We start from the raw sequence: 24,911 nt of genomic DNA, 5'->3' as shown, positions 1-24,911 counted from the left end.
GTTCTCCTTGACAGAATTTTGATGTTTTGAGGTTGTTGAGATGAGGTCTTATTTTTCGGTGTCGATGAAGACGTTCTTGACTTCGCTGAAGGCTTCCAGCGCATCGGGCCCCAGCTCTCGTCCAATGCCGGATTTCTTGAAACCGCCGAAGGGCGTGGAGTACCGGACAGAGGAATGGGAATTCACCGAGAGGTTCCCCGCCTCGACTCCGCGGGCTACGCGCAGGGCCCGGCCGATATCCCTGGTCCAGATGGATCCGGACAGGCCGTATTCCGAGTCGTTGGCGATCTCGATGGCTTCCTCCTCAGTGTCGAAGGGAACCACTGCAACAATGGGGCCGAAGATTTCTTCCTTTAGGATCCGGTCATCCCGATCGGACGGGACAACCACTGTCGGAGGGAACCAGAAACCGCCACCCGAGGGAGCTTCTCCCTGGAACGCAATGTCGTTGCGGCGGTTGCCGTGTTCATCTTCGAGGAATGAAGAAACGGTCTCCAGCTGCTTGGCTGAGACCAGCGGTCCCATCACCGTGCTTTCATCGAGGGGATCTCCAACGGAAACCGAGGCAACAGCCTTGGTGAAATGATCCATGAACTCATCAAGCACGCTGCGCTGCACCAGGATGCGTGATCGAGCGCAGCAATCCTGTCCGGAATTATCGAAGACTCCACCCGGGGCCCGGGAAGCGGCCTGCTTGATATCTGCATCAGCGAAGACGATATTGGCACTCTTGCCGCCTAGTTCCAGGGTGACCCTCTTGAGCTGGTCAGCGCACCCCCGCATGATTCCCTGGCCCACTTGGGTAGAGCCGGTGAACACGACCTTTTTGATTTCCGGATGGGTGACAAAGCGATCGCCGACTACCGATCCCTTTCCGGGAAGGACAGTGAAGACGCCCTCGGGGATGCCGGCTTCGAGTGCGAGCTCGCCAAGGCGGATGGCGGTGAGCGGAGTGAGCTCGGCCGGCTTGAGCACCACGGTGTTTCCAGCGGCCAAAGCCGGGGCGAACCCCCACCCTGCAATGGGCATGGGGAAGTTCCACGGAACGATGACACCCACGACGCCCAGTGGTTCATGGAAGGTAACGTTGATGCCGCCGGCCACCGGAATTTGCCGCCCGAAGTTCCGCTCAGGTGCTGCTGAATAGTAGTTCAATACGTCGCGCACATTCCCGGCTTCCCAGCGGGCATTGCCAATGGTGTGCCCGGAGTTCAGTACTTCCAGCTGGGCAAGATTTTCGATGTCGTTGTCTACAGCTTGGGCGAACTTCCTGAGCAGGGAGGCACGTTCAGCGGGAGCTACTTTTTTCCATGCAGGGAACGCGGCCGCTGCCTTGGCAATGGCGGCATCGGTCTGGTTGATATCAGCCAGTGGCACGTCTTGCACTGCTTCGCCGGTGGCAGGATTGATGATCGTGTAAACAGCGGGAGATGCCATAGTGGTTTTCATAGTGCTTCCTGAGGGGTCGTGGATTCCTGCGTGAGTGCGTATTCCTGCGCTGCCTGGATGAAGGCCCGCATCAGGCGGATGTCTTCCAGATTTTCTTCCGGGTGGAACTGCGTGCCCAGTACCCAGCCTTTGGCCTGCGGCATTTCAACAATTTCAACCGTCCCATCGGCCGCTCGCGCGGTGACCTCCAGGCCCTCCGCTACCCGCTGCAGGGCTTGGTGGTGGTAGCACGGCGCGCTAGCGGCTTCGCCGAGAATCTTCTGGGCCAAGGAACCGCGTTCCACGGTGAAGTCCACCTTGCCGAAGACTCCGGGGGCTGGCTGGTACTGCGCAGCCGCTTCTGGAACCGCATCAGGCAGATGCTGGTTCAAGGTTCCGCCTTGCTGGACGTTGAGCACTTGCGCTCCACGGCAAATGGCAAACAGCGGGAGCCCTAGTTCAATGGCCGCTGCCGTGAGCGCGATGTCATGCTCGTCGCGTTCTGGCTGCGAGGCCGTGAGCCGGTGCGGATCCTGGCCGTAGTTGGACGGGTCAACGTCCACCCCGCCGATGACAATCAACCCATCGAGGAGCTCCAGCACCGAGGTATCGGTAGCCACCGGCGGCAGCAACAGGGGTGTTCCCCCTGCCGCGGTGACGGATTTAATGTAGTTCCCCGGAACCAATGCGGCGACGTTGTCCCATACTCCCCACTGTGCTTGCTGCCAGTAGGTGGTCAGGCCGATGCGCGGCCGCCGCAAGGCTGGTTGGCGAAGCGGATTGTTCACTGAATATGTTCCTTTGCTTTAGTGCCGCTCGAAACCGCGGGCAATTTCCCAGTCAGTCACCGCTGAATTGAACTGGTCGATTTCCACATCCGCATAGTGCGTGTAGTGGTCGACAATCTCCTGGCCGAAGATTTCCTTCGCAATCGCGGAGTTGGCAAAGAGCTCCCGTGCTTCGGCCATGGTGTGCGGCACGTGCTCTGCATTGGAGTCGTAGGCGTTTCCGGCGACCATCTCGGGCAATTCAAGTTTCTTCTCGATGCCGTACAAGCCGGCGGCGAGCATCGCGGCCATGGCCAGGTATGGATTTGCATCGGCGCCTGGAAGCCTGTTCTCCATGCGGGCTCCGAAGCCCTTGCCCACCAAGCGCACTGCACAGGTGCGATTATCCAGTCCCCAGGCAACGGCGGTTGGCGCGAAAGAACCCTTGGCGAAGCGCTTGTAGGAATTGATGTTCGGCGCGTAGAAAAGGGTGAATTCCCGCAAGGTGGCCAGCACGCCCGCGATGAAGTGGTTGTACATATCGGTGCGCTCGCCGGTGGCCTCGTCCCAGAAAGCCAACGAGCCATCCAGCTTCCGCAGGGACATGTGGATGTGGCAGCTCGAGCCTTCGCGCTTGTTGGGCTTTGCCATGAAGGTGATGGACTGGCCGCGCTGCGATGCCATGTGCTTTGCCGAGAGCTTGTAGAAGGTGTGGTTATCACCCGTTGTCACGACATCGTCGTACTTGAAGGCAATCTCATGCTGTCCGAAGTTGCACTCGCCCTTGGCTGATTCAACAATCATGCCGGACTGGTACATGGCATTGCGGATGTCGCGCAGCAGTGGTTCCACGCGCATGGATCCGAGGATGGAGTAGTCGACGTTGTACTGGTTGGCGGGGGTGAGGTTTTGGTAGGCCTGTTGCTGGGCTTGCTCATAGGAGTCGTTGAAGATCAAGAATTCCAGCTCGGTGCCGGCCAAAGCCTTCAAGCCGAGGGCCGCAGCTTTTTCCTGCTGGGCTTTGAGCAGGGAACGGGGTGCCACGGGAACCGGGCGTCCGTCGGTGGTGGCCAGATCAGTCTGAATCAGTGCAGTCTTTTCAAGATACGGAACTGGCCGGATGGTGTCATAGTCCAAGACGAATTCCATATCGCCGTATCCGGTTTCCCAGCTTGTCAGGGAGTAGCCGTCGACGGTGTTCATGTCTGTGTCCACTGCCAGCAGGTAGTTGCAGGCTTCGGTGCCGTGATTCAGAACAGAGTCGAGGAAAAACTGGGCGTGGACGATTTTTCCCTGGAGGCGTCCCTGCATGTCGGTGAATGCCAGGATGACCGAATCGTAGTCGCCTTGTCGAATGCCTTCGGTGAGCTGGTCTACGCTGAGCATTCGTTCATTTTTCGCTGTTTTGATGATGTCTTGGATGTCCTGCATGGAAATGTCCTTTGGGTGGTGTTGTCGTGTCTGTGGATTGGGCAGCGGAGCTATTTGAGGCCGGATTCTTCGGATTCCAACATGGCGAATTCTTCTTCTGGGGCGCTGGCCACCAGGCGGTGGCGGCTGTAGAACCAGAAGTAGGCCAGGGCCAGGACGAATACGCCGGCGGTGATTCCCGCCGCCAGAACGTCCACCACGAAGGTCGCGATGAGTGCCACGATCGCCAAAACAAGGGCAATTGACGTGGTGAAGACTCCGCCGGGGGTGCGGTAGCCACGTGGCAGATCAGGTTCCTTGATTCGCAAGACGATGTGGCTCAGGTTCAGCAGAACGTAGGAGACGGCTGCGCCGAATACGGCGATGTTGATGAGCCGGTCGCCGTCCTGGATGATTGCCGCCAGGAAGAATCCGATGGTCCCTGGGACGAGAAGCGCAACCCAGGGGGTGCGTCGCGAACCGGTGAGTGAAAGGAACCGCGGCAGATAGCCAGCACGGGATAGGGCGAAGAGCTGGCGGGAGTACGCGTAGACAATCGAGAAGAAACTGGCAACCAATCCGGCGAGGCCGGCGTAGTTGACGAAGTTCGCCAGAGCGGAATCCTGTCCATAGGCGACGCGGAGGGCTTCTGGCAGTGGGGATCCGGAGGTGCTCATCGCTTCCGCTCCGGCAACACCTGGAACCAGGATCAGCATCGCGGCACCGGAGAAGACCAGGATAATCACTGCCGTGATGATGCCCTTGGGCATATCCCGTTTTGGATCCTGGGTTTCTTCAGCGGCAAGCGGCACGCCTTCTACTGCCAGGAAGAACCAGATGCCGAAGACCAAGGCTGCCAGGGTTCCGGAAACTCCGAATGGCATGAAGATGGAGGAGCCTGCAGTTCCATCGGGCACAATGTCGAAGAGGTTGCTGGCGTCAAAGTGGGGGACCAAGCCTATAACCGTGGCGATCAGCGCAACGATGGCGATTGCGGTAATTCCGAACATCAGCTTGAGTGCTTCGCCGACGCCCCAAAGGTGGATGCCGATGAAGACGATGTAGGTCACCAGATACACCGGCCAAGAGTTGGTCATTCCAAAGAGGCCTAGTGCTTCAATGTAGCCGCCGATAAACGTTGCGATGGCAGCTGGTGCGACAGCGTATTCGATGAGAACTGCCATGCCCGTGGCGAAACCTCCGAGTGGGCCCATCGCCCGGCGGGCAAAGCCGTAGCCGGCACCAGCCGTAGGCAGGGTGGACGACATCTCGGCTAGCCCGAAGACCATGCAGGTGTACATGATCCCCATCAGTACAAAGGCGATTAGCAGGCCGCCCCATCCGCCGGAGGCAAGTCCCAGGTTCCAGCCGGAGAAGTCTCCCGAAATAACATAGGCGACGCCCAATCCAGCAAGCAGGACCCACCCTGCTGCGCCCTTCTTGAGTTGTCTATTGTTCAGATAATCCTTGTCGACTGCCGCATAGTCGATGTGCGATTTCTTGGCCATTTACGCATCCTCGTTGAGAGTAATGAACCCAATGGACTGAAAACAGTCCTTTACTAGAGCCCAACTGTGGCAGGGGTCACTGTTCAAAGTCAATAGAAAACTAAAAAATCAGATATAGGTTCGGCGAAGAATGGTGTTTTCTCAGGCCAAATACTGTGCCATTCTTGGATCATGTCGGAAAACAAGTCAGTGGAATCGCGCGATGAGTTGCGGTTCTTGGGGCAGGTGCGCAGGGGCAACGTCTTCGAGGAGACGCTAGGCCAGCTTTTGCGCGGAATGCGGCTGGGGGTGTTCCCGCCTGGCTCGAAATTGCCAGCCGAGCGGGAATTGGCCGAGGCGCTAGGAGTATCCCGGGCCACTCTGCGGGATTCGCTGGCCGAGCTTCAGAGTGCCGGGTATCTAGAAGTTCAGCGCGGGCGCTACGGCGGAACGATTGTGGCTGGCTTCCCGCGCACCAACGAGAATCCGCTCGATGGCTCAGACCGGTCCAAAATCGAAGATGTGCTCCTTTTCAGATCGGTAGTGGAGCCGGCCGCGGCAGAGCTAGCGGCCAAAGCAGTGCTGACTTCAGAACAGCGCGTTAGCCTCATGGAGGCCCATCACGCTGTCGACACCGCTGATGTGAACATATACCGTCCGCTCGATGCCCGACTGCATGTCATGATTGCCGATTTGTCGGGCTCGGGAATGCTGGCAAAAGCGGTGGCCGAAGCGCGCAACGCAACGAGCGAGCTGCTGGACAGGATTCCCTTTTTGCATCCGAACATCAAGCACTCAAGCCAGCAGCATGAGGCAATCATCCATGCGATTCTCCGCGGCGACGCTGCATCGGCGAAGCAGCTGATGGAGGAGCATCTGGAAGGTACGGCCACACTGCTGCGGGGTTTCTTGGACTAGCGCCAAAGGCTGGCTCCGGAAGGCAATCTGCGATTGTCTGCTCGATGTTCTTGCTAGGGTCCTTCCACCCTGTGGGCAGGCCCAGGCCTAGAAGGTCTTGCCCGAGTAGCCGAGCTTGCGCGAAATCTGCGCCGCCGTGGAACCCATCACGGATTTGAGCGCTTTCATGCGCTCGTCGGGCATGTATGGGTTGGTGGCGGACATGCTGATTGCGGCGATGATCTTCCCGCTGCCGTCGCGGATGGGCGCGGCGACACAGCGGATGCCCGGTTCATTGTCTTCTAGATCCAGGGCGATGCCTTCGCGCGCGTAGGTCTTCATCCGGGCCAGGAAGGCTTCCTTGGGTTGGTCTGTGGCCTGTTCCACCGGGGACTCCGCATCAAAGGTGGATTCCCAGCGCCCGGCGTCATCGAGCAGCAGCGCCTTGCCGATGCCGGTGCGGCTCAGCGGCATGCGCTGTCCCACTCGCGAGCGCATCTGTGCGCCGCGTGTTCCGGGAACCTTGTCCACGTACAGCACCTGGGCTTCGTCCTCCACCGCGAGGTGGACCGTGTCCTGGTATTTGCGGGCGAGCTCCTCGAGGATGGGCTTGGCGATCACCGGAACCGGACTCTGGTACAGGGCGTGGAATCCCAGCTCGATTAGCGCCGGGCCCAAGCTGAAGTCCGTGCCGTGGGTGCTGCGCAGGAATCCGCGCTGCACCAGGAGCTTCACCATGCGCTGCGCCGCGCTCTTGCCGATATCGGCCGCCGCTGCGACTTCATTCAAGTTGGTGGCCCCGCGGCCGACGGCGCGCAGAATGTCCAGACCACGTGCCAGGGTGAGCGTCCCGGGCGGGGGAGCATCTGCTATTTCACCTGCATTTATTTCAGATTCATTGGCCATGATGTGCCCCTTTGGCAAAATTGATGACTTCTCTGTATCCCACTATATACAACGCCTTTTGAACTATTGGGATAGCTCCGTCACTATTCACATGTGAAGGGGAGCACATCGATGAGTCGATGTGCGGACCGCCAAACGGAAACAGGAGTTATGAAAAACATCGCCGAAGCCCAGTTGATTGCCTTGGACTGGGGAACCACATCCGCGCGTGCCTATCTCATGGGGCGCGACGGAAACACCGTGGCGGAACGCAACTCCTCGCTGGGAATCATGGACGTGGCAGCAAAGGCCAAAGCGGAGTCGTTGCCGTTGGCCCTGGCCTTCGAAAAGGCGCTGGCAGAATTATGCGGCGACTGGCTGGAGCGCTTTGAATCCATCCCGGTCATCGCCTGCGGCATGGTGGGCAGCCAGCAGGGCTGGGCGGAAGCCGAGTACCGGCCAGTGCCAGCAAACCTAGCCGACCCGGACTACGCAATGGCAACTGTCCAGATTGCACCAAACCGACTCATGCACATCATCCCCGGCGTCCTGGACCGCAAAGAACTTCCCGATGTCATGAGGGGAGAAGAAACCCAGATACTGGGAGCGGTGGAACTTGGCGGCAACGCGCTGCAGGAAGCGGAAGAGCAATTGTTTTTGCTTCCCGGCACCCATTCCAAGTGGGTCAAGGTCAGCGGGCGGACGATTACCGGGTTCTCCACATCCATGACGGGGGAGACCTACGCATTGCTTAGTTCCCAGTCCATCCTGTCCAAGCTCATTGAGCCCACGGATGCGGTGGATTGGAATGCCTTTGAACGCGGAGTGCGGATAGCCCAGTCGCCGGCCGGCTCAGCGGATCTGATGCTGACGGCTTTCTCCGCCCGGACCTTGGTCTTGACTGGCAGCTTGGAAAAAACCGAGGTCAGCGACTATCTCTCGGGGCTCATGATTGGCGCCGAGATCCGTTCGGTCCTTGGCATGGCGCGGGGCACCGCGTTCCCGGGCGTGACCATCTGCGGCAACAAGGAACTCAGCGCCAGATACGCCGCAGCACTCAAGATTTTTGGAATTGATCAAGTACGCGAGTTCCAGGGAACCGCCCCGCGAGGCATGTGGGCAGTTGCTTGCTCGCAGGGATTAGTGCAGACCACCTCTGTCTAGGCCCAGCCCAATGAACGATGTAAAACAAGGAAAGGTTTTGCCGTGAATGAACCTGCGACAGCTTTGAAGACTGCGGGACTAGTTGCCATATTGCGAGGTCTTCAGCCAGCAGAAGCCCAAGCGGTGGGAGAAGCGCTCTATGCCAGTGGCTTCCGCTCGCTGGAAGTGCCGCTGAATTCCCCACAGCCGCTAAAGAGCATCGAAATTCTGCGCAGCGTGCTGCCCGAGGATGCGGTAGTCGGCGCTGGCACTGTGTTGACCGTGGAACAAGTCCGCTCATGCCATGGGGCTGGTTCCCAGATCATCGTGTCACCGAACACCAACGTGAATGTCATCCAGGAAACGGTGGCCCTGGGCATGGACTCCTTCCCGGGAGCCGCCACACCGAGCAACGCCTTCGACGCCATCGAAGCCGGAGCGCAAAACGTCAAGATCTTCCCTGCCGAACAAGTGGGGCTCGCAGGATTCAAAGCCTGGACCGCTGTGCTTCCCGCCGATATCGGCTTGATCCCCGTCGGGGGAATCAATGAGGAGAACATGGCGCAGTGGGTAGACGCCGGAGCCACCGGTTTCGGTATTGGCTCGTCCCTCTACAAGTCCGGACGAAGCCTTCAAGAACTGAGCACAAGGGCAGACAAGCTTGTCCATGCCTACCAAATGATCCATGAGATGAGGAAGTCTGCATGAAAATCACAAAACTGACCACGTACATGGTGCCACCTCGCTGGCTGTTTCTGAAGATCGAGACCGACGAGGGAGTCACCGGCTGGGGCGAGCCAGTGCTCGAAGGCCGCGCCTCCACGGTGGCCGCAGCCGTTGAAGAGCTCTCGGATTACCTCATCGGCCAGGACCCGCGGAACATCGAAGACCTGTGGACCGTCATGTACCGCGGCGGCTTCTACCGCGGTGGCGGCATCATGATGAGCGCGCTGGCCGGCATCGACCAGGCCCTCTGGGACATCAAGGGCAAGGCCCTGGGAGTTCCGGCCTATGAGCTGCTCGGCGGCAAGGTCCGCGACAAGATCCGCGTGTATTCCTGGATTGGCGGAGACCGTCCCTCGGATACCGCGGCCGCCGCAAAGGACGCCGTTGATCGCGGCTTCACCGCGGTGAAGATGAACGGCACCGAAGAACTCCAGTACATCGACACCTGGGACAAGGTGCAGGGTTGCTTGGAGAATGTTCAGGCGGTCCGGGACGCAGTAGGCGACAACGTGGGAATCGGCGTCGACTTCCACGGCCGCGTCCACAAGCCAATGGCCAAGGTCCTGCTCAAGGAGCTGGAACCCTTCAAGCTGATGTTCATTGAGGAACCGGTGCTCAGCGAGAACGTGAACTCGATGCTGGAGCCATTGCGCAATTCCAGCACGCCCATCGCCTTGGGAGAGCGCCTGTTCTCGCGCTGGGACTTCAAGGATGTCCTGGCCAGCGGAGCGGTGGACATCATCCAGCCGGATCCTTCGCACTGTGGCGGCATCACCGAGGCACGCAAGATCGCGGCCATGGCTGAAGCCTACGACGTGGCGGTTGCCTTGCACTGCCCTTTGGGCCCCATCGCCCTGGCAGCGAACCTGCAAATCGATGCCGGTGCCTACAACGCCTTCATCCAGGAACAATCCCTGGGAATTCATTACAACAAATCCAACGATCTCCTTGACTACGTCAATGATCCGTCGGTCTTCGCCTATGAGGATGGCATGGTCGCCATCCCCGAGGGACCGGGCCTGGGCATTGACGTGAATGAAGAGTACGTCATTGAACGCGCAGCTGAAGGTCATCGCTGGCGCAACCCTATTTGGCGTCACAAGGACGGATCCTTCGCAGAATGGTAAATCGCATGTCTCAGTCGACAGTGTCGTCTACTGCCACACACAAGGGCTCTGGCAAAGCCACAAAGATGCGCTACGCCGTAGCCTTCATGTTGTTCCTTACCGTAGTCATCAACTACATGGATCGTTCAAACCTTTCGGTCGCAGCACCATTGATTTCCGAGGAATTCGGACTCGATACTGCACAGCAGGGTTTGCTGCTCTCTGCTTTTGGCTGGACCTACGCTGCCATGCAGCTTCCCGGCGGATGGCTGGTAGACCGAGTACAGCCCAGGCTTTTGTACCCCATTTGCCTGGTGCTCTGGTCTGTCGCGACCATCTTCATGGGCATGGCCGGAAGCTTCGTAGCCCTGATTGTCCTGCGCTTGGCAGTGGGCGGTTTTGAAGCCCCTGCGTACCCCATCAACAACAAGGTGGTCACCGCGTGGTTCCCCGAGCGTGAACGCGCCACCGCCATTGGCTTCTACACCTCGGGCCAGTTCATTGGCCTCGCGCTTCTGACTCCAGTTCTTCTGTGGTTGCAGCATGCATTGACCTGGCATTGGGTATTTGTAGTCACCGGCGCCGTGGGTGTCGTCTGGGGCCTGATCTGGTTTGTTCTCTACCGCAACCCGGTGGATTCCAAAAAAGCGAATGCCGCCGAAGTCCAGTACATCCGCGAGGGCGGTGGATTGGTCGACCTGGGCAGCGCCAAGGCCAAATCGGCAGCACCCAAGCTCAACAAGGCTGACTTCGCGTTGGTTCTGGGACGGCGAAAGCTGTGGGGCATCTACATCGGCCAGTTCTGCCTGACATCCACGTTGTGGTTCTTCCTGACTTGGTTCCCAACCTATTTGGTGACCTACCGCCACATGGACTACATCAAGACCGGATTCTTGACGTCGCTGCCATTCATCGCGGCCTTGGCCGGTGTGCTGATCAGCGGAGTGCTCTCTGATCTCATGCTGAAGCGCGGAGCCAGCCTTGGCACCTCGCGCAAGTTGCCCATCATCACCGGGCTCTTGCTTTCCATGAGCATGATTGGCGCAATCTTCACGGACAGCACCGCGCTGGTGATCACTTTCATGTCCATTGCCTTCTTCGGCAATGGCCTGGCCTCGATTACCTGGTCCCTGGTGTCCGCGCTAGCGCCATCTCACTTGATTGGCCTAACAGGGGGCATGTTCAACTTCATTGGCAACCTCTCCTCGATTGCGACGCCAATCGTGATTGGACTGCTGGTCTCGGCAACCGACTTCGGCCCTGCCTTCATCTACATGACGGTCATTGCCGCGGTCGGAATCCTTTCCTACGTATTCCTGGTCGGCAAGGTGCAGCGCGTCGAAGGGTAAGACGTACGATCAACCTGTAGAGTCCACGCTTCGTTTTCAACTAGGACGAAGCGTGGACTTTTCCGTTTATCCGTGCCAATTGGCTATGGCATTCGTATAACCTTCCGCTCTACTGCGCTGTATTATCCGTCAGCCTGCAAAGTGTCCATGTTGGCAGATAAGATCACTGGTAACGGTAGTAGTCGATTAATGTAGACGTCAGTGGGGAATTAGGTTGAAGAAGCAGATCAACGTTGTCGGGGCCGTAATCGTTCGAAACGATGAGATTCTTTGCGCGCAGCGCGGTTTTGGCGGCAGCCTCGGTGGCATGTGGGAGTTCCCAGGCGGCAAAATCGAACCCGGAGAAAGTCCTCGCCAGGCACTCGAACGTGAAATCCAAGAAGAGCTACTCTGCACCGTGACGGTAACCGACGAAGTTACAAGCACGACTTATGAATATGATTTCGGGATCGTGACGCTGACGACCTTCTATTGCGAATTAGTTGAAGGGGAGCCGCAGCTGACGGAGCATGAAGCTACAAAGTGGCTGAAGCGCAGCGAGCTGGACGCATTGGAATGGGCTCCTGCCGATATCCCCGCTGTCGAACTCATCAAGGCGGCATGATGTCGTCCAGCACGGATATTTCATTCACTGGTGGACTTTCCGGTGATGTCACCTATGGTTTTTTAGATGGCAAGAAACAGTCTCGTCGCCACCATCATCCACGTGTAGTCCTCAACGCGGACGGTAATACGGTTCTGCGTATACTGCGCGAAGAGTTAGCACGATGCGATGAATTCATTTTCTCGGTTGCCTTCGTGACACCAAATGCAATCGCAATGCTCAAGCAAGAGCTCGTTGAGTTTTCTGGCCGCGGCACAATCGTGACCTCGGACTACCTGGGGTTCAATTCGCCGTCTGCCTTCAGCGAGTTGCTGAACCTGACAAACCTTGGCATTGACGTCCGAATTCATAGCGCTGATGCGTTCCACCCCAAGGGCTACATTTTTAAGTCGGCTGACGTGGTCACAGCGATGATCGGTAGTTCAAACCTTACCGGCAACGCCATCGTCAAAAACCATGAGTGGAATCTAAAGGTGACTGCGGCGAACGACAGCGACTTGGCTGGGCAGCTCGCTGACCTCGCTGGTAGCCAGCTCACTGAGTCTCAATCGCTGAGCCAGGAATGGATCGATCTTTATGCAGCGCAGTACACGCCGCCTCCACCGCGCAAGAAGATCGAAATTGCCAAAAAACTCGAGCAAGCGGACGAACAGCTTATCGATGAAGTTGCTGCAAGGCTTTCCGAATCCAGCGGCTTTGGCGGTGACATCAACTGGGCAGATCAGCTCATGCCGATTCTGCCCAACAAGATGCAGTATGAAGCGCTCAAGGCATTGGAGAAGGTGCGCCTCAGCGGCGAATCGAAGGCCATTATCATTTCGGCTACAGGTACAGGCAAGACAATACTGTCGGCGCTTGAGGTACGAGCTGCCCACCCAGAACGATTCTTGTTTGTTGTTCACCGCGAACAGATCTTAGACAAGACGATCAAAGAATACCGACGAGTCATCGGTGGGGATGCAGACCAGTTTGGCAAGCTGGCTGGTATCTCGAAGCAGAGCGATCGAAAGTATGTGTTCGCGACAGTTCAAACCCTGTCTCAAGATGCAGTGCTGCAGTCGATTGAGTCAGACACCTTTGACTATGTGATTGTCGACGAGGCCCACCGGGTCGGCTCGCCGACGTATAAGAAGGTCTTGGCCTATCTGCAACCGAAGTTCTTGCTCGGGCTGACAGCGACTCCAGAACGTAGCGACGGGTTCAACGTATTTGAGTTCTTCGATTACAACGTTCCGTACGAGATTCGGCTGAACCATGCATTAGAAGAGAACATGCTCAGTCCATTCCACTATTACGGAATCGCGGACGTGACCCTTGATGATGAATCGGTCCGCGATAGTTCCGAAGATCTATCGCACCTCGTGACCGCGGATCGTGTGCATCATGTGGTCGATGCATTAACAAAGTATGGACAGGCCGGTGCGGCGCCTAAAGGGTTGATTTTCTGCTCCAGGAAAGACGAAGCTAATGCCTTGTCTGCCGCCCTGAATCAGCAGAAACTTCGCGGAAAAACGCTCCGAACTCTAAGCCTCAGTGGTGATGACTCGATTGAGCGGCGCGAGCAAGTTGTTTCCCAGCTTGAAGCGGGCGATCTCGATTACATCCTCACGGTGGATATCTTCAACGAAGGTGTCGACATCCCAACCGTGAATCAAGTCGTGATGTTGAGGCAAACGCAATCAGCGATTGTCTTTGTCCAGCAGCTTGGGCGTGGACTTCGCAAGGCGCCAATGAAGGATTACCTGGTTGTTATTGACTTCATTGGCAACTATGCGAATAACTACATGATTCCAATTGCTTTGTTCGGTGATGAATCATTGAATAAGGAGTCCTTGAAGGAAAAGCTGATCGCAACCGAACAAGCAGGTGTGATGGCTGGCCTATCGAGTATTCGATTCGACAAGATTGCCCAGCAGCGCGTTCTTGATTCGATCAGGACAACGGCACTAGACAGCATTCAAAAGCTGCGAGGATCGATGCAAGCCATGCAGAACCGTGTTGGGCAAGCTCCGCGGCTTTTCGACTTCTATCGCTTCGAATCAGTCGACCCAGTTCTGCTTGCAACGAAGAAGGAGAATTACCCGACGCTCGTGAAAAATCTGCTGAGGATCGATCACGATCTCAACGGTGATGAACTACGGGCATTGTCGCTGCTTTCACATGAAGTCCTAACCTCGAAACGAGTACATGAATTCGTTCTGGTCCGCGAATTGCTGTCTAATGAATCAATTACGTTCGATCAATTCGCTGCGGCGCTTCGAGAGCATGGGGTGGAACCCACTAAACGTGAATTGCTCAGCGCAGTCGAGACCCTAAGTCTCGCTAACCACGCCCAAGTGGATCAAACGCGTTATGGCATTCGACTAGCATCAATCGAGAATGGCAGCATTAAACTGCATGCTGGGTTCAGTCACTCCTACCGGACGCACGGGTCCTTTACTGAGGAAGTTGATGATCTGCTCCAAACTGGAATGGCGCTGGTCAACGATCGGTACATTGGAGGACATCCGTTCATCGTTGGCGGACAGTACTCTCGCAAAGAAGTCACGAGACTGCTCGGAGTACCGAGAAAGTGGACTTCAACTCTTTATGGCTACAAAGTCGACATGGAATCCAAAACCTGTCCAATTTTCGTGACGCTCCATAAAGCCGATGACGTTTCCGCAAGTACTGCCTACCAGGATGAGCTAGTGGATCCTTCGCATTTGCGATGGTTCACGAGGTCACGGCGTACGTTGACAAGCGATGAAGTCCGTCGCATCGTCAACAATGAAGTGGACCTTCACGTCTTCGTAAAGAAAGACGATGCCGAAGGGACCGAGTTCTTCTATCTGGGTAAAGCTGACTCTCGAAATGCACAACAGGCCGAGATGCCGGGCAAAGACAACGAACCTCTCGATGTTGTAACGATGGATTTGCACTTCGAAGAGTCTATCGACAGAGCGTTGTACGACTATCTGAGCCCGAATAGCGACCTGACGTAGTGACTGACGCAAGCAACGAGACAGACATCGGTCGGGATCAGCGTCAAAAATGAGGGAGAACAATGACTCAGACTAGCCATGATGGATCGCAGTTTAAGAACGATTTCTTGAACCGTTTACTCATCGACTGCGATACTGGCATCGATGATGCCTTGGCCTTGGCGTATCTCTGCACCCTCGATCACGTGCAGATCGAAGCAGTCACCAGCACTCCCGGCAACGTTGACGTTGAGCAAGTCGCCGCAAACAATCGTGCCCTTCTTAAACTTTGCGGTAGGTCTGATGTTCCGGTGCTCATCGGTGCCCGCGAACCGTTAGAAATTCCTTTGGTAACGACCCCGGAAACTCATGGTCCTCAAGGTGTTGGTTATGCGACGTTGCCTGACCCTAGGCCCAGTTCCAGTGATGACATTGACGCTGTCGATTATTGGATCGAAGCGGCCCGCGCCAACCCCGGTGAGCTTACTGTTCTTTTGACCGCGCCACTGACCAACTTCGCGCTGGCGCTGCGCCGCGAACCAAAGCTACCCTGGCTGCTGCGCAAAGTAGTCATCATGGGCGGTGCCTTCTACCACCAAGGCAACACCACCCCAACGGCAGAGTGGAATACCCATGTAGACCCGCACGCGGCCAAGGAAGTATTTGCTGCCTATACCGCTGCGGCTGAACAAGGCCTTGAATCCGAGAAGCTTCCCATTGTTTGTTCGCTGGACACCACTGAACGCTTCGAAATGCAGCCGGAGTTCCTGACGAAACTTTCTGAAGAAGCAGGATGCGAAGAACCAGAACTGGTTCAAGCCAGCGACGCCGAAGGCACGCTCAGCAAAGCGACCAACCCGCTGGTGCGCTATCTTTCTGATGCCTTGCGGTTCTACTTTGAATTCCACCGGCACTACGACCAGGGCTACATCGCGCATGTCCACGACTATTTCGCAGCGGGCGTTGCAGCGGGAACCCTGGAATATGAAACACGTCCCGCCACCCTCGATGTCGAGACAGAATCACAATTACTGTTTGGAACTACCGTGGCGGATTTCAGGGGGCTCTGGGGCAAACCAGCAAATGCCCATGTGGTCTCCCGAAACGATCCACAAGCAGGCTTTGAAGAACTGGTTAAACGCCTCGGTGCATTGGCCAGGAAGGTAACTACCGACTCTTAGGCGTTCAGCTTGGTGAGCTAGAATAGTCTACCGGGTCGAGGTGACATAGACCCGCAACTCGCGCGCGCCAGCCAGCTCCTTGGCGCGCAGTCATTCTCGTACCCCAGGACTGATTCATCATGTCATCAAATCTTCTTTTGCCCGACGAATCTTCGTCGCAAACTCTGCGCCGCCGGCTCTTGGCCATCGCAGGAACCGTAATCCTCGTGGCAACGTACCTGACCTTGATCATCACCCAGCCTATGGGAATCGTCGAGGGACTGGGACAGGGCGTTGCCCTCGGCACCTTCGCCGCCTACCTTGCCGCCGCCGTTCTCCTGTTGCTGGCTGTATTGCCTGATCTTCCTGTCTCCACCTTGACCTTGATTCCAGTAGCACTGGCGTTGAACATCATCCTTGGACAGTTTGTCGGCTCGGTAATGATCCCTCTCTACATCGACTCCATCGGTACGGTCATTGTCGGCTTCCTAGCAGGACGCCGTGCCGGTGCTGCCACCGGTGTACTGAGCACCTTGATTTGGTCGCTGTTCGCACCCACCGTTCTGCCTTTCGCGGCCGGCGCCGCACTTGTCGGTTTCCTTGCGGGAACCGCTGCGCGTTTCGGTGCACTGCGTCGCATCTACCTGGCGCCGGTTTCTGGTCTTGTTGCCGGTGTTCTCGTTGGCGTGGTTTCCTCGCCGGTAGCAACCTTCGTCTACGGTGGCACCTCGGGCGTGGGCACCGGCGCACTGGTTGCCGCCTTTAGCTCCATGGGCGACTCGTTGCTCTCTGCTGTCACCAAGCAGGCATTGATTTCGGATCCAGGGGATAAGGCAGTGGTCTTCCTGGTCGCAGCCCTTCTGGTGTACGCGTTGCCGAAGCGCTTGAGCGGCAGCTTCGCCTTTGTCCGTCGCTACAACGTCTTGGGAAAGCGCGTCAGCAAGTAAGCGACAACCCATGCCCCGCACCATCAAACTTCACCCATTCACCATTCTGGCTATTGCGGCAGCAGTTATCACCATGACAACTGCTGCCAGCCTATGGTGGTTGAGCTGCGCTGTCATGGCACTGTGCCTGCTCATCGCAGGATGGGCGGGGCACCTGAAAAAGTTGGCAGTTCTCAGTGGTGCCATGTTGCTGCCAACATTCCTTTCTTTATTGTTGATTCATGGATTGATCTCCCGGGATCAGTCTCCTGCCATTGCGCAATGGGGTCCGCTGCGCGTGACCAGCCATGGTCTGGAAGTAGCAATGTCGCTGGGCCTGCGGACGGCAGTTCTTGTCGTGGTTGGCCTGCTCTGCGGATTGCTCATCGACAAGCACCAGCTGGTGGCTGCCATTGATCTCTCGCCGGTTCCGCCGCAGCTGGGATATTTGTTGGCGGCGACATTGTTCTTGCTGCCGCAGATGGCCGAGAAGCAACGCCAGATTGGCGAAGCGCAAACCCTGCGCCATATGGGCACCGGAACCGGGCTGACAGGGTGGTTCCAGCGCATGCGCCTGCGCGCGGTACCGCTGGTTCTTGCGTCTATGCAGGATGCTCAAGACCGTGCCGTTCACCTTTCGGCGCGAGGTTTCCCCGCCACGGGATCGAGAACTCGTTTGCGAACGGTTCCGGATTCTTCGGTACAGCGCGGCATCCGATGGGCTGCCTTGGTCTGCGCAGTGTTTGGACCGGTGCTTATCCTTGCGCTAGCAGGATTTGGGAGCAGGTAGTCATGCGTCGAAAACTCACTCACCAATCAACTGCAGTACTTGGATTAAAGCTTCTCAGCTTCGCCTACCTTGATGCGCCGGAGGCAACTCTGCGGGACATGCAGCTGGATGCGCGTCCAGGTTCCCTCACCATTATTTCGGGGCACTCGGGCTCCGGCAAATCAACGCTGGGCGCAATACTTGCTGGCTTGCTGCCACGCCACGGCATGGACCAACTTGTCGGAACCGTCAAGGTGGACGGGACCGAGATTGAATTTTCTCCTTCATCGGCTCCACGCGTAGATGTCGCTCAGTGGGCCAAACATGTAGGCCTATTGCCTCAAGATGCAGGACATTACCTATCCGGCATTCGAGGCACGGTCGCAGAGGAGCTGGCGTTTTCGCTGGAAAACGCAGGCGTTCCGAGAGAACAGATGTATCGACAAGTCACCCAGCTTGCCCGGAGGCTCCGGATGGAGCACTTGCTGGAGCGAAATCCGCAGCAATTATCCGGCGGGCAAGAGCGGCTGGTCGCTTTGGCTGCGCTGGCTATTAGCGAGCCTGAAGTCCTTGTCCTGGACGAGCCATTGGCCGGGCTGGACCGGCAGGCCACTGAGCTTGTTTCAGAGATGATCAACATGCTTCGCGCGAATGGAACGGCTCTCGTGGTGCTGGCTGACTCGATGCAACTCTGGGCCCATGAGGCAGATGAGCTCTGGGAGTTAGACCGAGGGACTCTGCAACGGATTTCATCCGAGAAGCAACAGCGCCAGCCTGAAAGCGAAGCGACGCACCGCCAGCCATTACCTGCAGACTCACCGGTATTGCTGAATATTGACTCTGTGCGATTGGCCTATCCCGGATCCACCGAACCCGTAGTTCAAGATCTTCATCTTCAAGTCCGGTCTGGAGAATGTCTTGGCCTGGCGGGCGCCAACGGTTCAGGGAAAACGACCCTGCTCAAAGCCATAGCTGGATTGCTGGAGCCCTCGGCAGGAACGCTGGGGACCATCGGACAGACGGGGATGCTGCTTCAAAATTCTTCTGATCAGCTTTTTGAACGCACGGTTTTTCGAGAAGTGTCGTTTGGAATTCCAAAGAAAAGCGCAACGCGAAAACGCGTCACCGAGGTGCTCGCGCAACTAGGACTTGAATTCTTTACGCAAACCCATCCCTATGAATTGCCCGCCTCCGCGCGCAGACTCGTGGCCTTGGCAACCGTGATGATCCACGAGCCGCAGATCCTGTTGCTGGACGAGCCTACTGAAGCCCTGGATGAAGCCGGAGAATCCAAGCTCCGAGAAACCATCGCAGCGGTCTTGGATCGCGGGGGAGCGGTTATTCTCTCTACCCATGATGAGCGATTCATGCAAAGTGTTGCCCACCGGGTGCACCTGATGAAGTAATGGTGACGAAGCAGACAGGGGTTTGATTGACACGTCATCGACTTTTGGGATGGATCGGAGTAGCGTCCAAGGTATGAGGCCAACGGAAATCCCGTGACCATCTCGAAACAGAAAGTGAGTGCATCATGGCTCAGTATGATGTGGCAGATCGTTCGGCAGTAGTTACCGGCGCCGGATCAGGTATCGGGCGAGCAATTGCAATTCTCCTGGCCGCCAATGGAGCCAAAGTCGTCGTCCAGGACCTGAACGCCGAAGCCGCGCAGGGCACCGTGGACAGCATCAAGGCCGCCGGCGGAGAAGCCGTGGCTGTCGCTGGAGACGCAAGCTCCTCCGAGGTCATTGACGAAACCATCAAGGCAGCCAACGCCATGGCCCCACTGAAGATCGGCGTCAACAACGCAGGCATCGGCGGACGCGCTGCCAAGGTCGGCGAGCTCACCGATGAGGACTGGGACAAGGTCATTTCCGTGAACCTGAATGCCGTCTTCCGCGGAACCCGTGCCCAGGCCAACGCCATGAGCCAGAACGGCGGCGGTTCCATCGTGAACATGGCCTCCATCCTCGGCTCCGTGGGCTTCGCCGGCAGCTCTGCCTACGTGTCCACCAAGCACGCCGTGGTGGGCCTGAGCAAGACCGCCGCCGTCGAATACGCCACCGACGGGGTGCGCGTGAACAGCGTGGCTCCCGGATTCATCGAGACCCCGCTGCTGAAGCAGATGCCCAAAGACGCCTATGACGCCCTGGTTTCCAAGCACCCCATTGCCCGCTTGGGCCAGCCAGAGGAAGTCGCTGCGCTCGTAGCCTTCCTGGCCAGCGACGCCGCATCCTTCGTCACCGGCAGCTACCACCTGGTTGACGGCGGATACACCGCAATCTAGCGCAACCGCCTGTCGTGGATGCGGGGCACGCTAGCTCCGCATTCACGGATTCAGGCGCTGAGTGCCGTTAGCCAGCTCATATTCTCCGCTGTAGTGGAATAAGTTGTTTGCGACGGTAGTCACGCAATGCAACTACAATTTCCACTTCAGGAGTCCAACCCCATGGATCTTTTTTCCCCAGTAGCCCTCGGCGACCTCAAACTCTCCAACCGCGTGGTCATGGCGCCATTGACCCGTTCACGCTCAGGCAAGGACGGCGTTCCCAATGCTGACGTCGTCGAATACTACCGCCAGCGTGCTTCCCTCGGCCTGATTGTCAGCGAAGGAACCTACCCGAGCTTTGCCGGCCAGGGCTTCGTCCGCCAGCCAGGCCTGGTCACTGAGGAACAGGTTGCCGGGTGGAAGAAGGTCACCGACGCAGTGCACGCCGAAGGCGGACTCATCGTCGCCCAGGTCATGCACGCAGGACGCGTCACCCACCCGGACACCACCGGAGCTGAGTTTGTGGAGGCGCCAAGCGCCATCGCCGTTGAGGGCGAGTCCCGCACCTATACCGGCAAGCATGCTTACCCGGTTCCTCACGCGCTGGGCACCGAAGAACTTCCAAGAATCATCGAAGAGTTCGTGGCTGCTTCGCGCAACGCTATTGCCGCAGGCTTTGACGGCGTAGAACTGCACGGCGCCAACGGCTACCTGCTGCATGAATTCTTGGCACCATCGGCCAACACCCGCACCGACAATTACGGTGGTTCCCCTGAAAACCGCGCACGCTTTGTCATCGAGGTAGCTACCGCGGTGGCCCACGCCATTGGCGCTGGCAAGACCGCACTGCGCATTTCGCCGGAGCACAATGTCCAGGGCGCCGTGGAAAACGATCGCGCGGATGTATTGGCTACCTACACCGCGCTGCTGGAAGGCATCGCCCCACTGGGTCTGGCCAATTTGAGCATCCTGCACCATGAACCATCCGGTGAGCTGGTTCAGTCGCTGCGCAAGACCTTCGGCGGACCGGTGCTGCTCAACACTGGCTTCGCAGAAATCACCACTTATGAAGAAGCCGCGCGCGTTGCCGCCGAAGGCTGGGGCGACGCCGTAGTTGTTGGCCGCCCCGCGATCGCCAACCCGGACCTGGTGCGCCGATGGAAGGAAGAGCTGCCGCTGAATGAACCAGACTTCGCCACCTTCTATACCGAAGGCCCAAAGGGCTACATCGACTACCCATTCTGGGAGAACTAATCGCTGCCCCGGCTGGAATCAGCTAGATCAGGCCGCCGCTTTCAGCTCAGTTCATGGGCAGATGGCGGCGGCTTTTGAGTTCTGGCCAAGTGAGATACTCGCTAGGCTCGGCGGGCAATTTACAAGCTGTCCTCATCTCCCCGAATGGAGAGTCTGAGGACTGTCGTCAACCGTTCCTATATTTATTCTGGAAAGGGGCCTTCGGTTCTGCTCTACCTATCACCTTGTGCTCTACTACATCTGCCAAGCGCACCTGACGGCGAGTAGTTGAATTTCAAAGGGGAACTTTTGCCTCATTGAGGATCTTGACCAGTGTCGGCCGAGCAACTCCGAGAACTCCAGCGGCTTGCTGAGTGGTCGGCCTGGGCAAATTACGGTGGTCGGTTGCGGAAGCGCTGTTGGGCATGAAGTTTACGCTTTGACGAGGACCACTTATATCTGATGCGGGATTTCGACGTGGTCTACCGCCTGTGCTCCGGATAGGAAGAACTAAGGCTCCGCCGGACGACTTAGCTTTTCAGCGTAGTCCTCGATGAATCTGAGGACCGATCCAATCTAAAACGGCTCTGGTGCGAAGAAGATTTTCTTCGTGTTGCACTTGCAAGCTGTTGCTGGGCGACTGATTCGTCGCCTGTTGAATTGATGACCGATCAGGTCACGCCAAATAAGAATAGAGAGCACCGAACGCTGTCGGAACATACATCGATACCCAGCGATTAAAGGTAGCGGCGCAATAGATCAGTTGTCTGTTGCTGTCGAATGCGACGCGGTCAGGAGTGTAAATGGGTGGCGCCTGAGGCGCGGTCGGGACTTGGATAAACCCAAAACTGGCGATGCTGGCGTGTATGGAATGGCAGATTCTGGACGTGACACCACAGACATATAGAACCCAGTTTGTTATTGGTCGTCAACTTTGGTGACTACAAACGGAATTGACGGCGTCTAGAGAGGTTCTTGGTATGTCAGACGGGGAAAGTCATTCACGGATAACTGTTTGAGAAATCGACTAGGGGTCCCTCCATTGAAGTTGACTTAAAATTTTATGCCAGACACGATGTCGCCAAGGAACGCCCGCGACCAAACAATACGGCTCACTGTGTGCAGTTCACGGAACACTCCATGACAAATCTCGGATGGCGGTTTTCCTGTTCATCAAAAGGGCAGTGTCTTATCCCCGGCGATATGCGACGTTCAGAAAACTTGGTAGGGCTACTAGTCATGTTCGATGGACTCCACGGCTACCGATCGATATCCCTAAACTGTCGGAGCCGAATTTCCATGACTCCACCCGTCGCACGATGAATGACGCTAAATATAATTAGAGAATAAATTTGGATTAAAAATTTCGATAGCCCTAAGATCGAACTCTAGATATTCTTCGTGACTATGCAAGCGGATGAATATTTACATTTGTGACAATCGATCAACTTTGGAATCTACGAGTAATGAAGTCCCGGATCTTATTCTGTCGCAAGCATGACATAGTGTAGTTCGTGCATTCTAGTGCGATGTTTGGGGAGTTGATATGAGTCAAAACAAAGTGCAGTCGATCGTTGACATGATTGCCTTGGTGTGTTCAAATATTGCACCGATGGGACTGGCTTTTGCTCTTCGAACTTTCGGTATCGATTGGTTATGGTTTACTGTCTCGATCAGCACGTTCATTCTAGGCGGAATGTCGACAGTGTATTTCTTTATGCGAGTTTTCATTAAGAGTGATACTTCTCGTCCAATTATTTCAAAGGTAGAGTCACTCGGTGGAGAGGTGAGTGGGTACCTCGCTTCCTTTATGCTCCCCATAGCTCTATTGCAACAGCCCAGTGCCCAAGAGCTGCTCGTGGCAGGATTTTGTCTGGCGGTATACATCGTTATATTGGTCCGAACAAACATGATTCTAATTAATCCTCTTATGTACCTTGCCGGATACAAGCTCTGGAAGGTGTATTCGGATAATATTCCAGGTGGTAGTGGTATTCTAATCGGAAGGAACGAACCAATCGAGGGTGTTGAATTTGTAGTATGTGGGCAGAATCGAGTGCTGCTGGAAATGCGAGGGTAAGATGATCGACATTACTTTGGAGAATAATAAAGTCGAATTCGCGCTCGACCATGCTGAGTTATTTTCGAAAATTAATATTACTTCTGCGGAGGTGAAACTTCTGATCGGTAGGCGCAACAGAGGGAAAAGCGTCGAAGTTGATCAAGTGAAAGTTTCAACGGATGTCAAGGAAGAAGTTTTGGCGTTGGCGAACGTGGCTATTAATAGGTTGAGCGCAAGTGAATTTCCATCGTTCAGCGAGACTCGATTGCTCGAAGAAGAAGAATGTTTCGTAAAAATTATTGCTTCCGGCAATCCAGGTGATTCGCAAGAGAATTTACAAGTTCAAGATGAGAATTTTCAGGAAGCGCAAACGATGGCAAGTCTCCTTGCCGCTACAAAGCAAGCTGTCAGGTCAACTGGTCGAATTGCCCTAGAAGACATCAAGAGTAAGCAATTTACTTTCTATGTTGTTGCAGCGAGAACGGAAAACAATAAAGACGTTTACTTTGTAAAGAGGCAGCGTGGATTCAAAGTTGCTGCCAAAGGAAAAATTTTTACTCGGTACGCAGATGGGCTTGAAAAGATTGAAGAACCTATCTTCGGCCTGGCGTACGACTTTGATTTTGTAATATTTGATAATTTTATTTATATTTGGAATCTGGACAGTTTTTATTCCTTGTTCATGGACGTGGAAGAGCTTCAAAAGTCAGTACCCGCATTCGTTGAATCTATTACAACTGGTCTAGGAGTGAAGGTCGCCCCTTCGGCGTTGATCCATATTGCAGAATCTGCACAAGGAAGCGTAAGGAGGGCTCAGCAAATTCGAAGGTTAGCTGGGTCAGATTGGCTGAATTCCGTGACTGCAGAGAATTTAGGTGAAGCGCTTATTGACCTAGATGAAGGAACTCATGGTATCGATATTAGTGGTCTGGAGGTAGCTTTTGAATCGGATGATGTTGAGTTGTTTTTGAATATTGTCGAACAACGTATATTCCGGGGAAAGTTTGATGGCAAGACTCGTCAATCTCAAGCTTCAAAGACACTGTGAATCAGAATGCGTGTTGAATCAATTCGATAATTATTCCCTGTCGTGAACCTGTACTCCTTCCGATGGGGCTATTTATGCGCCTGCGGCCAAGCGCTAGAGTTTCAATTGTTCACCTACTTGCAGTAAATGTCTGAATATCGAGAATGAACCCGCGCTGTTGTTGAGGGTCATGCCATAAGTCAAGCAGGTCTTGTCGCTAGGAATTGATATCGAAGCATCTGTTGCTACCCGCCTTATGTTGTGTCAAATGACCATGCAATTAATACGAAGACTGGAAATCACCTCCTCCAGCCCTCTAAGTACCTATGTATCAAATGTCGTCACATGCTCATTGACTAGTGCTGGCTCTGTCCGGGGTGCTTTCAAATGATTCACCAACCACTTCAACAGATTCCTTGTCAGTTTTTACAGATAGCGACCTTTGACCAAGACAGCAAATACCAACGGCAGCTGAGCATCAATGGAATCTGTTTCCCGACGCAAGACCCGTCTCGCTAGCAGGTTTGATTTTGTCACCCCGAACGAAGTTTTTAACCTGCCATGAGTCGTAGTATTCGCTGATCGACTAGGGTGCCCAACACGGCATCGATGGCAAGTTCGTCATGTACCACTGGGCACGTTCAGCATCGTCAAACGTTCGGGTACTTTCTTCATTATGCGTCTGGGATGAAGTGTTGAATAG

Annotated in this window: 20 protein-coding genes; 15 read left to right on the top strand and 5 right to left on the bottom strand. The window is 55.9% G+C overall.

Translation table 11 applies throughout. From position 1 onward, the window contains the following. Window positions 1-48: 48 nt before the first annotated feature. The 4 genes from AOZ07_RS15975 to eat are packed head-to-tail and all read right to left on the bottom strand — an operon-like array spanning window position 49 to window position 5,113. On the bottom strand, window positions 49-1,449 hold the full coding sequence (locus AOZ07_RS15975) for an aldehyde dehydrogenase family protein (protein WP_060702889.1): 1,401 nt from the start codon (window positions 1,447-1,449) through the stop codon (window positions 49-51). Beyond that, entirely contained in the window at window positions 1,446-2,216 is a 771-nt protein-coding gene (locus AOZ07_RS15970) for a gamma-glutamyl-gamma-aminobutyrate hydrolase family protein (RefSeq protein ID WP_236995213.1), read from the bottom strand. The genes AOZ07_RS15975 and AOZ07_RS15970 overlap by 4 nt, the downstream gene beginning before the upstream one ends. An 18-nt stretch (window positions 2,217-2,234) precedes the next feature. Continuing rightward, entirely contained in the window at window positions 2,235-3,626 is a 1,392-nt protein-coding gene (locus tag AOZ07_RS15965; RefSeq protein WP_060702888.1) for a glutamine synthetase family protein, read from the bottom strand. Between the two features lie 50 nt (window positions 3,627-3,676). Next, complete coding sequence (eat, locus tag AOZ07_RS15960) at window positions 3,677-5,113, bottom strand: ethanolamine permease (protein ID WP_060702887.1); 1,437 nt, start codon at window positions 5,111-5,113, stop codon at window positions 3,677-3,679. A gap of 171 nt (window positions 5,114-5,284) precedes the next feature. On the opposite strand from eat, the gene AOZ07_RS15955 reads away from it, so the two are divergent. Further along, the gene (locus tag AOZ07_RS15955; RefSeq protein WP_060702886.1) at window positions 5,285-6,010 is read left to right on the top strand and encodes a FadR/GntR family transcriptional regulator; all 726 of its coding nucleotides are present in this window, start codon (window positions 5,285-5,287) and stop codon (window positions 6,008-6,010) included. 87 nt (window positions 6,011-6,097) lie between these two features. Here AOZ07_RS15955 and AOZ07_RS15950 read toward each other — a convergent pair whose 3' ends face one another. Further along, entirely contained in the window at window positions 6,098-6,895 is a 798-nt protein-coding gene (locus tag AOZ07_RS15950; protein WP_060702885.1) for an IclR family transcriptional regulator, read from the bottom strand. 150 nt (window positions 6,896-7,045) lie between these two features. Here AOZ07_RS15950 and AOZ07_RS15945 point away from each other — a divergent pair, with 150 nt between their 5' ends. The 14 genes from AOZ07_RS15945 to AOZ07_RS15880 all read left to right on the top strand — a co-directional run bounded on the left by AOZ07_RS15945 (window position 7,046) and on the right by AOZ07_RS15880 (window position 24,229). Next, complete coding sequence (locus AOZ07_RS15945; protein WP_060702884.1) at window positions 7,046-8,038, top strand: 2-dehydro-3-deoxygalactonokinase; 993 nt, start codon at window positions 7,046-7,048, stop codon at window positions 8,036-8,038. A 42-nt stretch (window positions 8,039-8,080) separates the two neighbouring features. Then, complete coding sequence (locus AOZ07_RS15940) at window positions 8,081-8,725, top strand: 2-dehydro-3-deoxy-6-phosphogalactonate aldolase (protein WP_060702883.1); 645 nt, start codon at window positions 8,081-8,083, stop codon at window positions 8,723-8,725. Then, window positions 8,722-9,870, top strand: coding sequence for a galactonate dehydratase (gene dgoD / locus AOZ07_RS15935; RefSeq protein ID WP_060702882.1), 1,149 nt, complete (start codon window positions 8,722-8,724; stop codon window positions 9,868-9,870). Before AOZ07_RS15940 ends, dgoD begins: the two co-directional genes overlap by 4 nt. Window positions 9,871-9,935: 65 nt before the next feature. Further along, entirely contained in the window at window positions 9,936-11,198 is a 1,263-nt protein-coding gene (locus AOZ07_RS15930) for an MFS transporter (protein ID WP_236995212.1), read from the top strand. Window positions 11,199-11,412: 214 nt separating this feature from the next. After that, the gene (locus AOZ07_RS15925) at window positions 11,413-11,802 is read left to right on the top strand and encodes a (deoxy)nucleoside triphosphate pyrophosphohydrolase (RefSeq protein WP_060702880.1); all 390 of its coding nucleotides are present in this window, start codon (window positions 11,413-11,415) and stop codon (window positions 11,800-11,802) included. Beyond that, window positions 11,799-14,786, top strand: coding sequence for a DUF3427 domain-containing protein (locus AOZ07_RS15920; RefSeq protein WP_060702879.1), 2,988 nt, complete (start codon window positions 11,799-11,801; stop codon window positions 14,784-14,786). The genes AOZ07_RS15925 and AOZ07_RS15920 overlap by 4 nt, the downstream gene beginning before the upstream one ends. Before the next feature lie 62 nt (window positions 14,787-14,848). Continuing rightward, window positions 14,849-15,946, top strand: coding sequence for a nucleoside hydrolase (locus AOZ07_RS15915; RefSeq protein ID WP_060702878.1), 1,098 nt, complete (start codon window positions 14,849-14,851; stop codon window positions 15,944-15,946). A gap of 119 nt (window positions 15,947-16,065) precedes the next feature. Further along, entirely contained in the window at window positions 16,066-16,872 is an 807-nt protein-coding gene (locus AOZ07_RS15910; protein WP_060702877.1) for a hypothetical protein, read from the top strand. 10 nt (window positions 16,873-16,882) lie between these two features. Next, complete coding sequence (locus AOZ07_RS15905; protein WP_060702876.1) at window positions 16,883-17,641, top strand: energy-coupling factor transporter transmembrane component T family protein; 759 nt, start codon at window positions 16,883-16,885, stop codon at window positions 17,639-17,641. Window positions 17,642-17,643: 2 nt separating this feature from the next. Beyond that, window positions 17,644-19,026 carry an ABC transporter ATP-binding protein gene (locus AOZ07_RS15900; protein WP_194943704.1) on the top strand — a complete coding sequence of 461 codons (1,383 nt, stop codon included), beginning with the start codon at window positions 17,644-17,646 and terminating at the stop codon, window positions 19,024-19,026. A gap of 125 nt (window positions 19,027-19,151) precedes the next feature. Further along, window positions 19,152-19,904: an SDR family NAD(P)-dependent oxidoreductase gene (locus tag AOZ07_RS15895; protein WP_060702874.1), complete on the top strand. Its 753-nt coding sequence runs from the start codon at window positions 19,152-19,154 to the stop codon at window positions 19,902-19,904. A 162-nt stretch (window positions 19,905-20,066) separates the two neighbouring features. Beyond that, entirely contained in the window at window positions 20,067-21,140 is a 1,074-nt protein-coding gene (locus AOZ07_RS15890) for an alkene reductase (protein WP_060702873.1), read from the top strand. Window positions 21,141-22,665: 1,525 nt separating this feature from the next. Then, window positions 22,666-23,199, top strand: a complete 534-nt coding sequence (locus AOZ07_RS15885; RefSeq protein WP_060702872.1) for a hypothetical protein — start codon at window positions 22,666-22,668, stop codon at window positions 23,197-23,199. Between the two features lies 1 nt (window position 23,200). Beyond that, window positions 23,201-24,229: a Kiwa anti-phage protein KwaB-like domain-containing protein gene (locus AOZ07_RS15880; protein WP_060702871.1), complete on the top strand. Its 1,029-nt coding sequence runs from the start codon at window positions 23,201-23,203 to the stop codon at window positions 24,227-24,229. Window positions 24,230-24,911 lie beyond the last annotated feature (682 nt).

The sequence above is a fragment of the Glutamicibacter halophytocola genome, from assembly GCF_001302565.1.
GTDB lineage: Bacteria > Actinomycetota > Actinomycetes > Actinomycetales > Micrococcaceae > Glutamicibacter > Glutamicibacter halophytocola.
The sequence above is the reverse complement of the archived record's forward strand: the minus strand, read 5'-3'. Positions and strand labels throughout refer to the sequence as shown.

Coding starts and splice junctions, on each gene's coding strand:
- AOZ07_RS15920 (WP_060702879.1), top strand. CDS start 11,799: ATGATGTCGTCCAGCACGGATATTTCATTCACTGGTGGACTTTCCGGT.
- dgoD (WP_060702882.1), top strand. CDS start 8,722: ATGAAAATCACAAAACTGACCACGTACATGGTGCCACCTCGCTGGCTG.
- AOZ07_RS15915 (WP_060702878.1), top strand. CDS start 14,849: ATGACTCAGACTAGCCATGATGGATCGCAGTTTAAGAACGATTTCTTG.
- eat (WP_060702887.1), bottom strand. CDS start 5,113: ATGGCCAAGAAATCGCACATCGACTATGCGGCAGTCGACAAGGATTAT.
- AOZ07_RS15910 (WP_060702877.1), top strand. CDS start 16,066: ATGTCATCAAATCTTCTTTTGCCCGACGAATCTTCGTCGCAAACTCTG.
- AOZ07_RS15950 (WP_060702885.1), bottom strand. CDS start 6,895: ATGGCCAATGAATCTGAAATAAATGCAGGTGAAATAGCAGATGCTCCC.
- AOZ07_RS15900 (WP_194943704.1), top strand. CDS start 17,644: ATGCGTCGAAAACTCACTCACCAATCAACTGCAGTACTTGGATTAAAG.
- AOZ07_RS15955 (WP_060702886.1), top strand. CDS start 5,285: ATGTCGGAAAACAAGTCAGTGGAATCGCGCGATGAGTTGCGGTTCTTG.
- AOZ07_RS15890 (WP_060702873.1), top strand. CDS start 20,067: ATGGATCTTTTTTCCCCAGTAGCCCTCGGCGACCTCAAACTCTCCAAC.
- AOZ07_RS15905 (WP_060702876.1), top strand. CDS start 16,883: ATGCCCCGCACCATCAAACTTCACCCATTCACCATTCTGGCTATTGCG.
- AOZ07_RS15945 (WP_060702884.1), top strand. CDS start 7,046: ATGAAAAACATCGCCGAAGCCCAGTTGATTGCCTTGGACTGGGGAACC.
- AOZ07_RS15975 (WP_060702889.1), bottom strand. CDS start 1,449: ATGAAAACCACTATGGCATCTCCCGCTGTTTACACGATCATCAATCCT.
- AOZ07_RS15965 (WP_060702888.1), bottom strand. CDS start 3,626: ATGCAGGACATCCAAGACATCATCAAAACAGCGAAAAATGAACGAATG.
- AOZ07_RS15895 (WP_060702874.1), top strand. CDS start 19,152: ATGGCTCAGTATGATGTGGCAGATCGTTCGGCAGTAGTTACCGGCGCC.
- AOZ07_RS15930 (WP_236995212.1), top strand. CDS start 9,936: ATGCGCTACGCCGTAGCCTTCATGTTGTTCCTTACCGTAGTCATCAAC.
- AOZ07_RS15880 (WP_060702871.1), top strand. CDS start 23,201: ATGATCGACATTACTTTGGAGAATAATAAAGTCGAATTCGCGCTCGAC.
- AOZ07_RS15885 (WP_060702872.1), top strand. CDS start 22,666: ATGAGTCAAAACAAAGTGCAGTCGATCGTTGACATGATTGCCTTGGTG.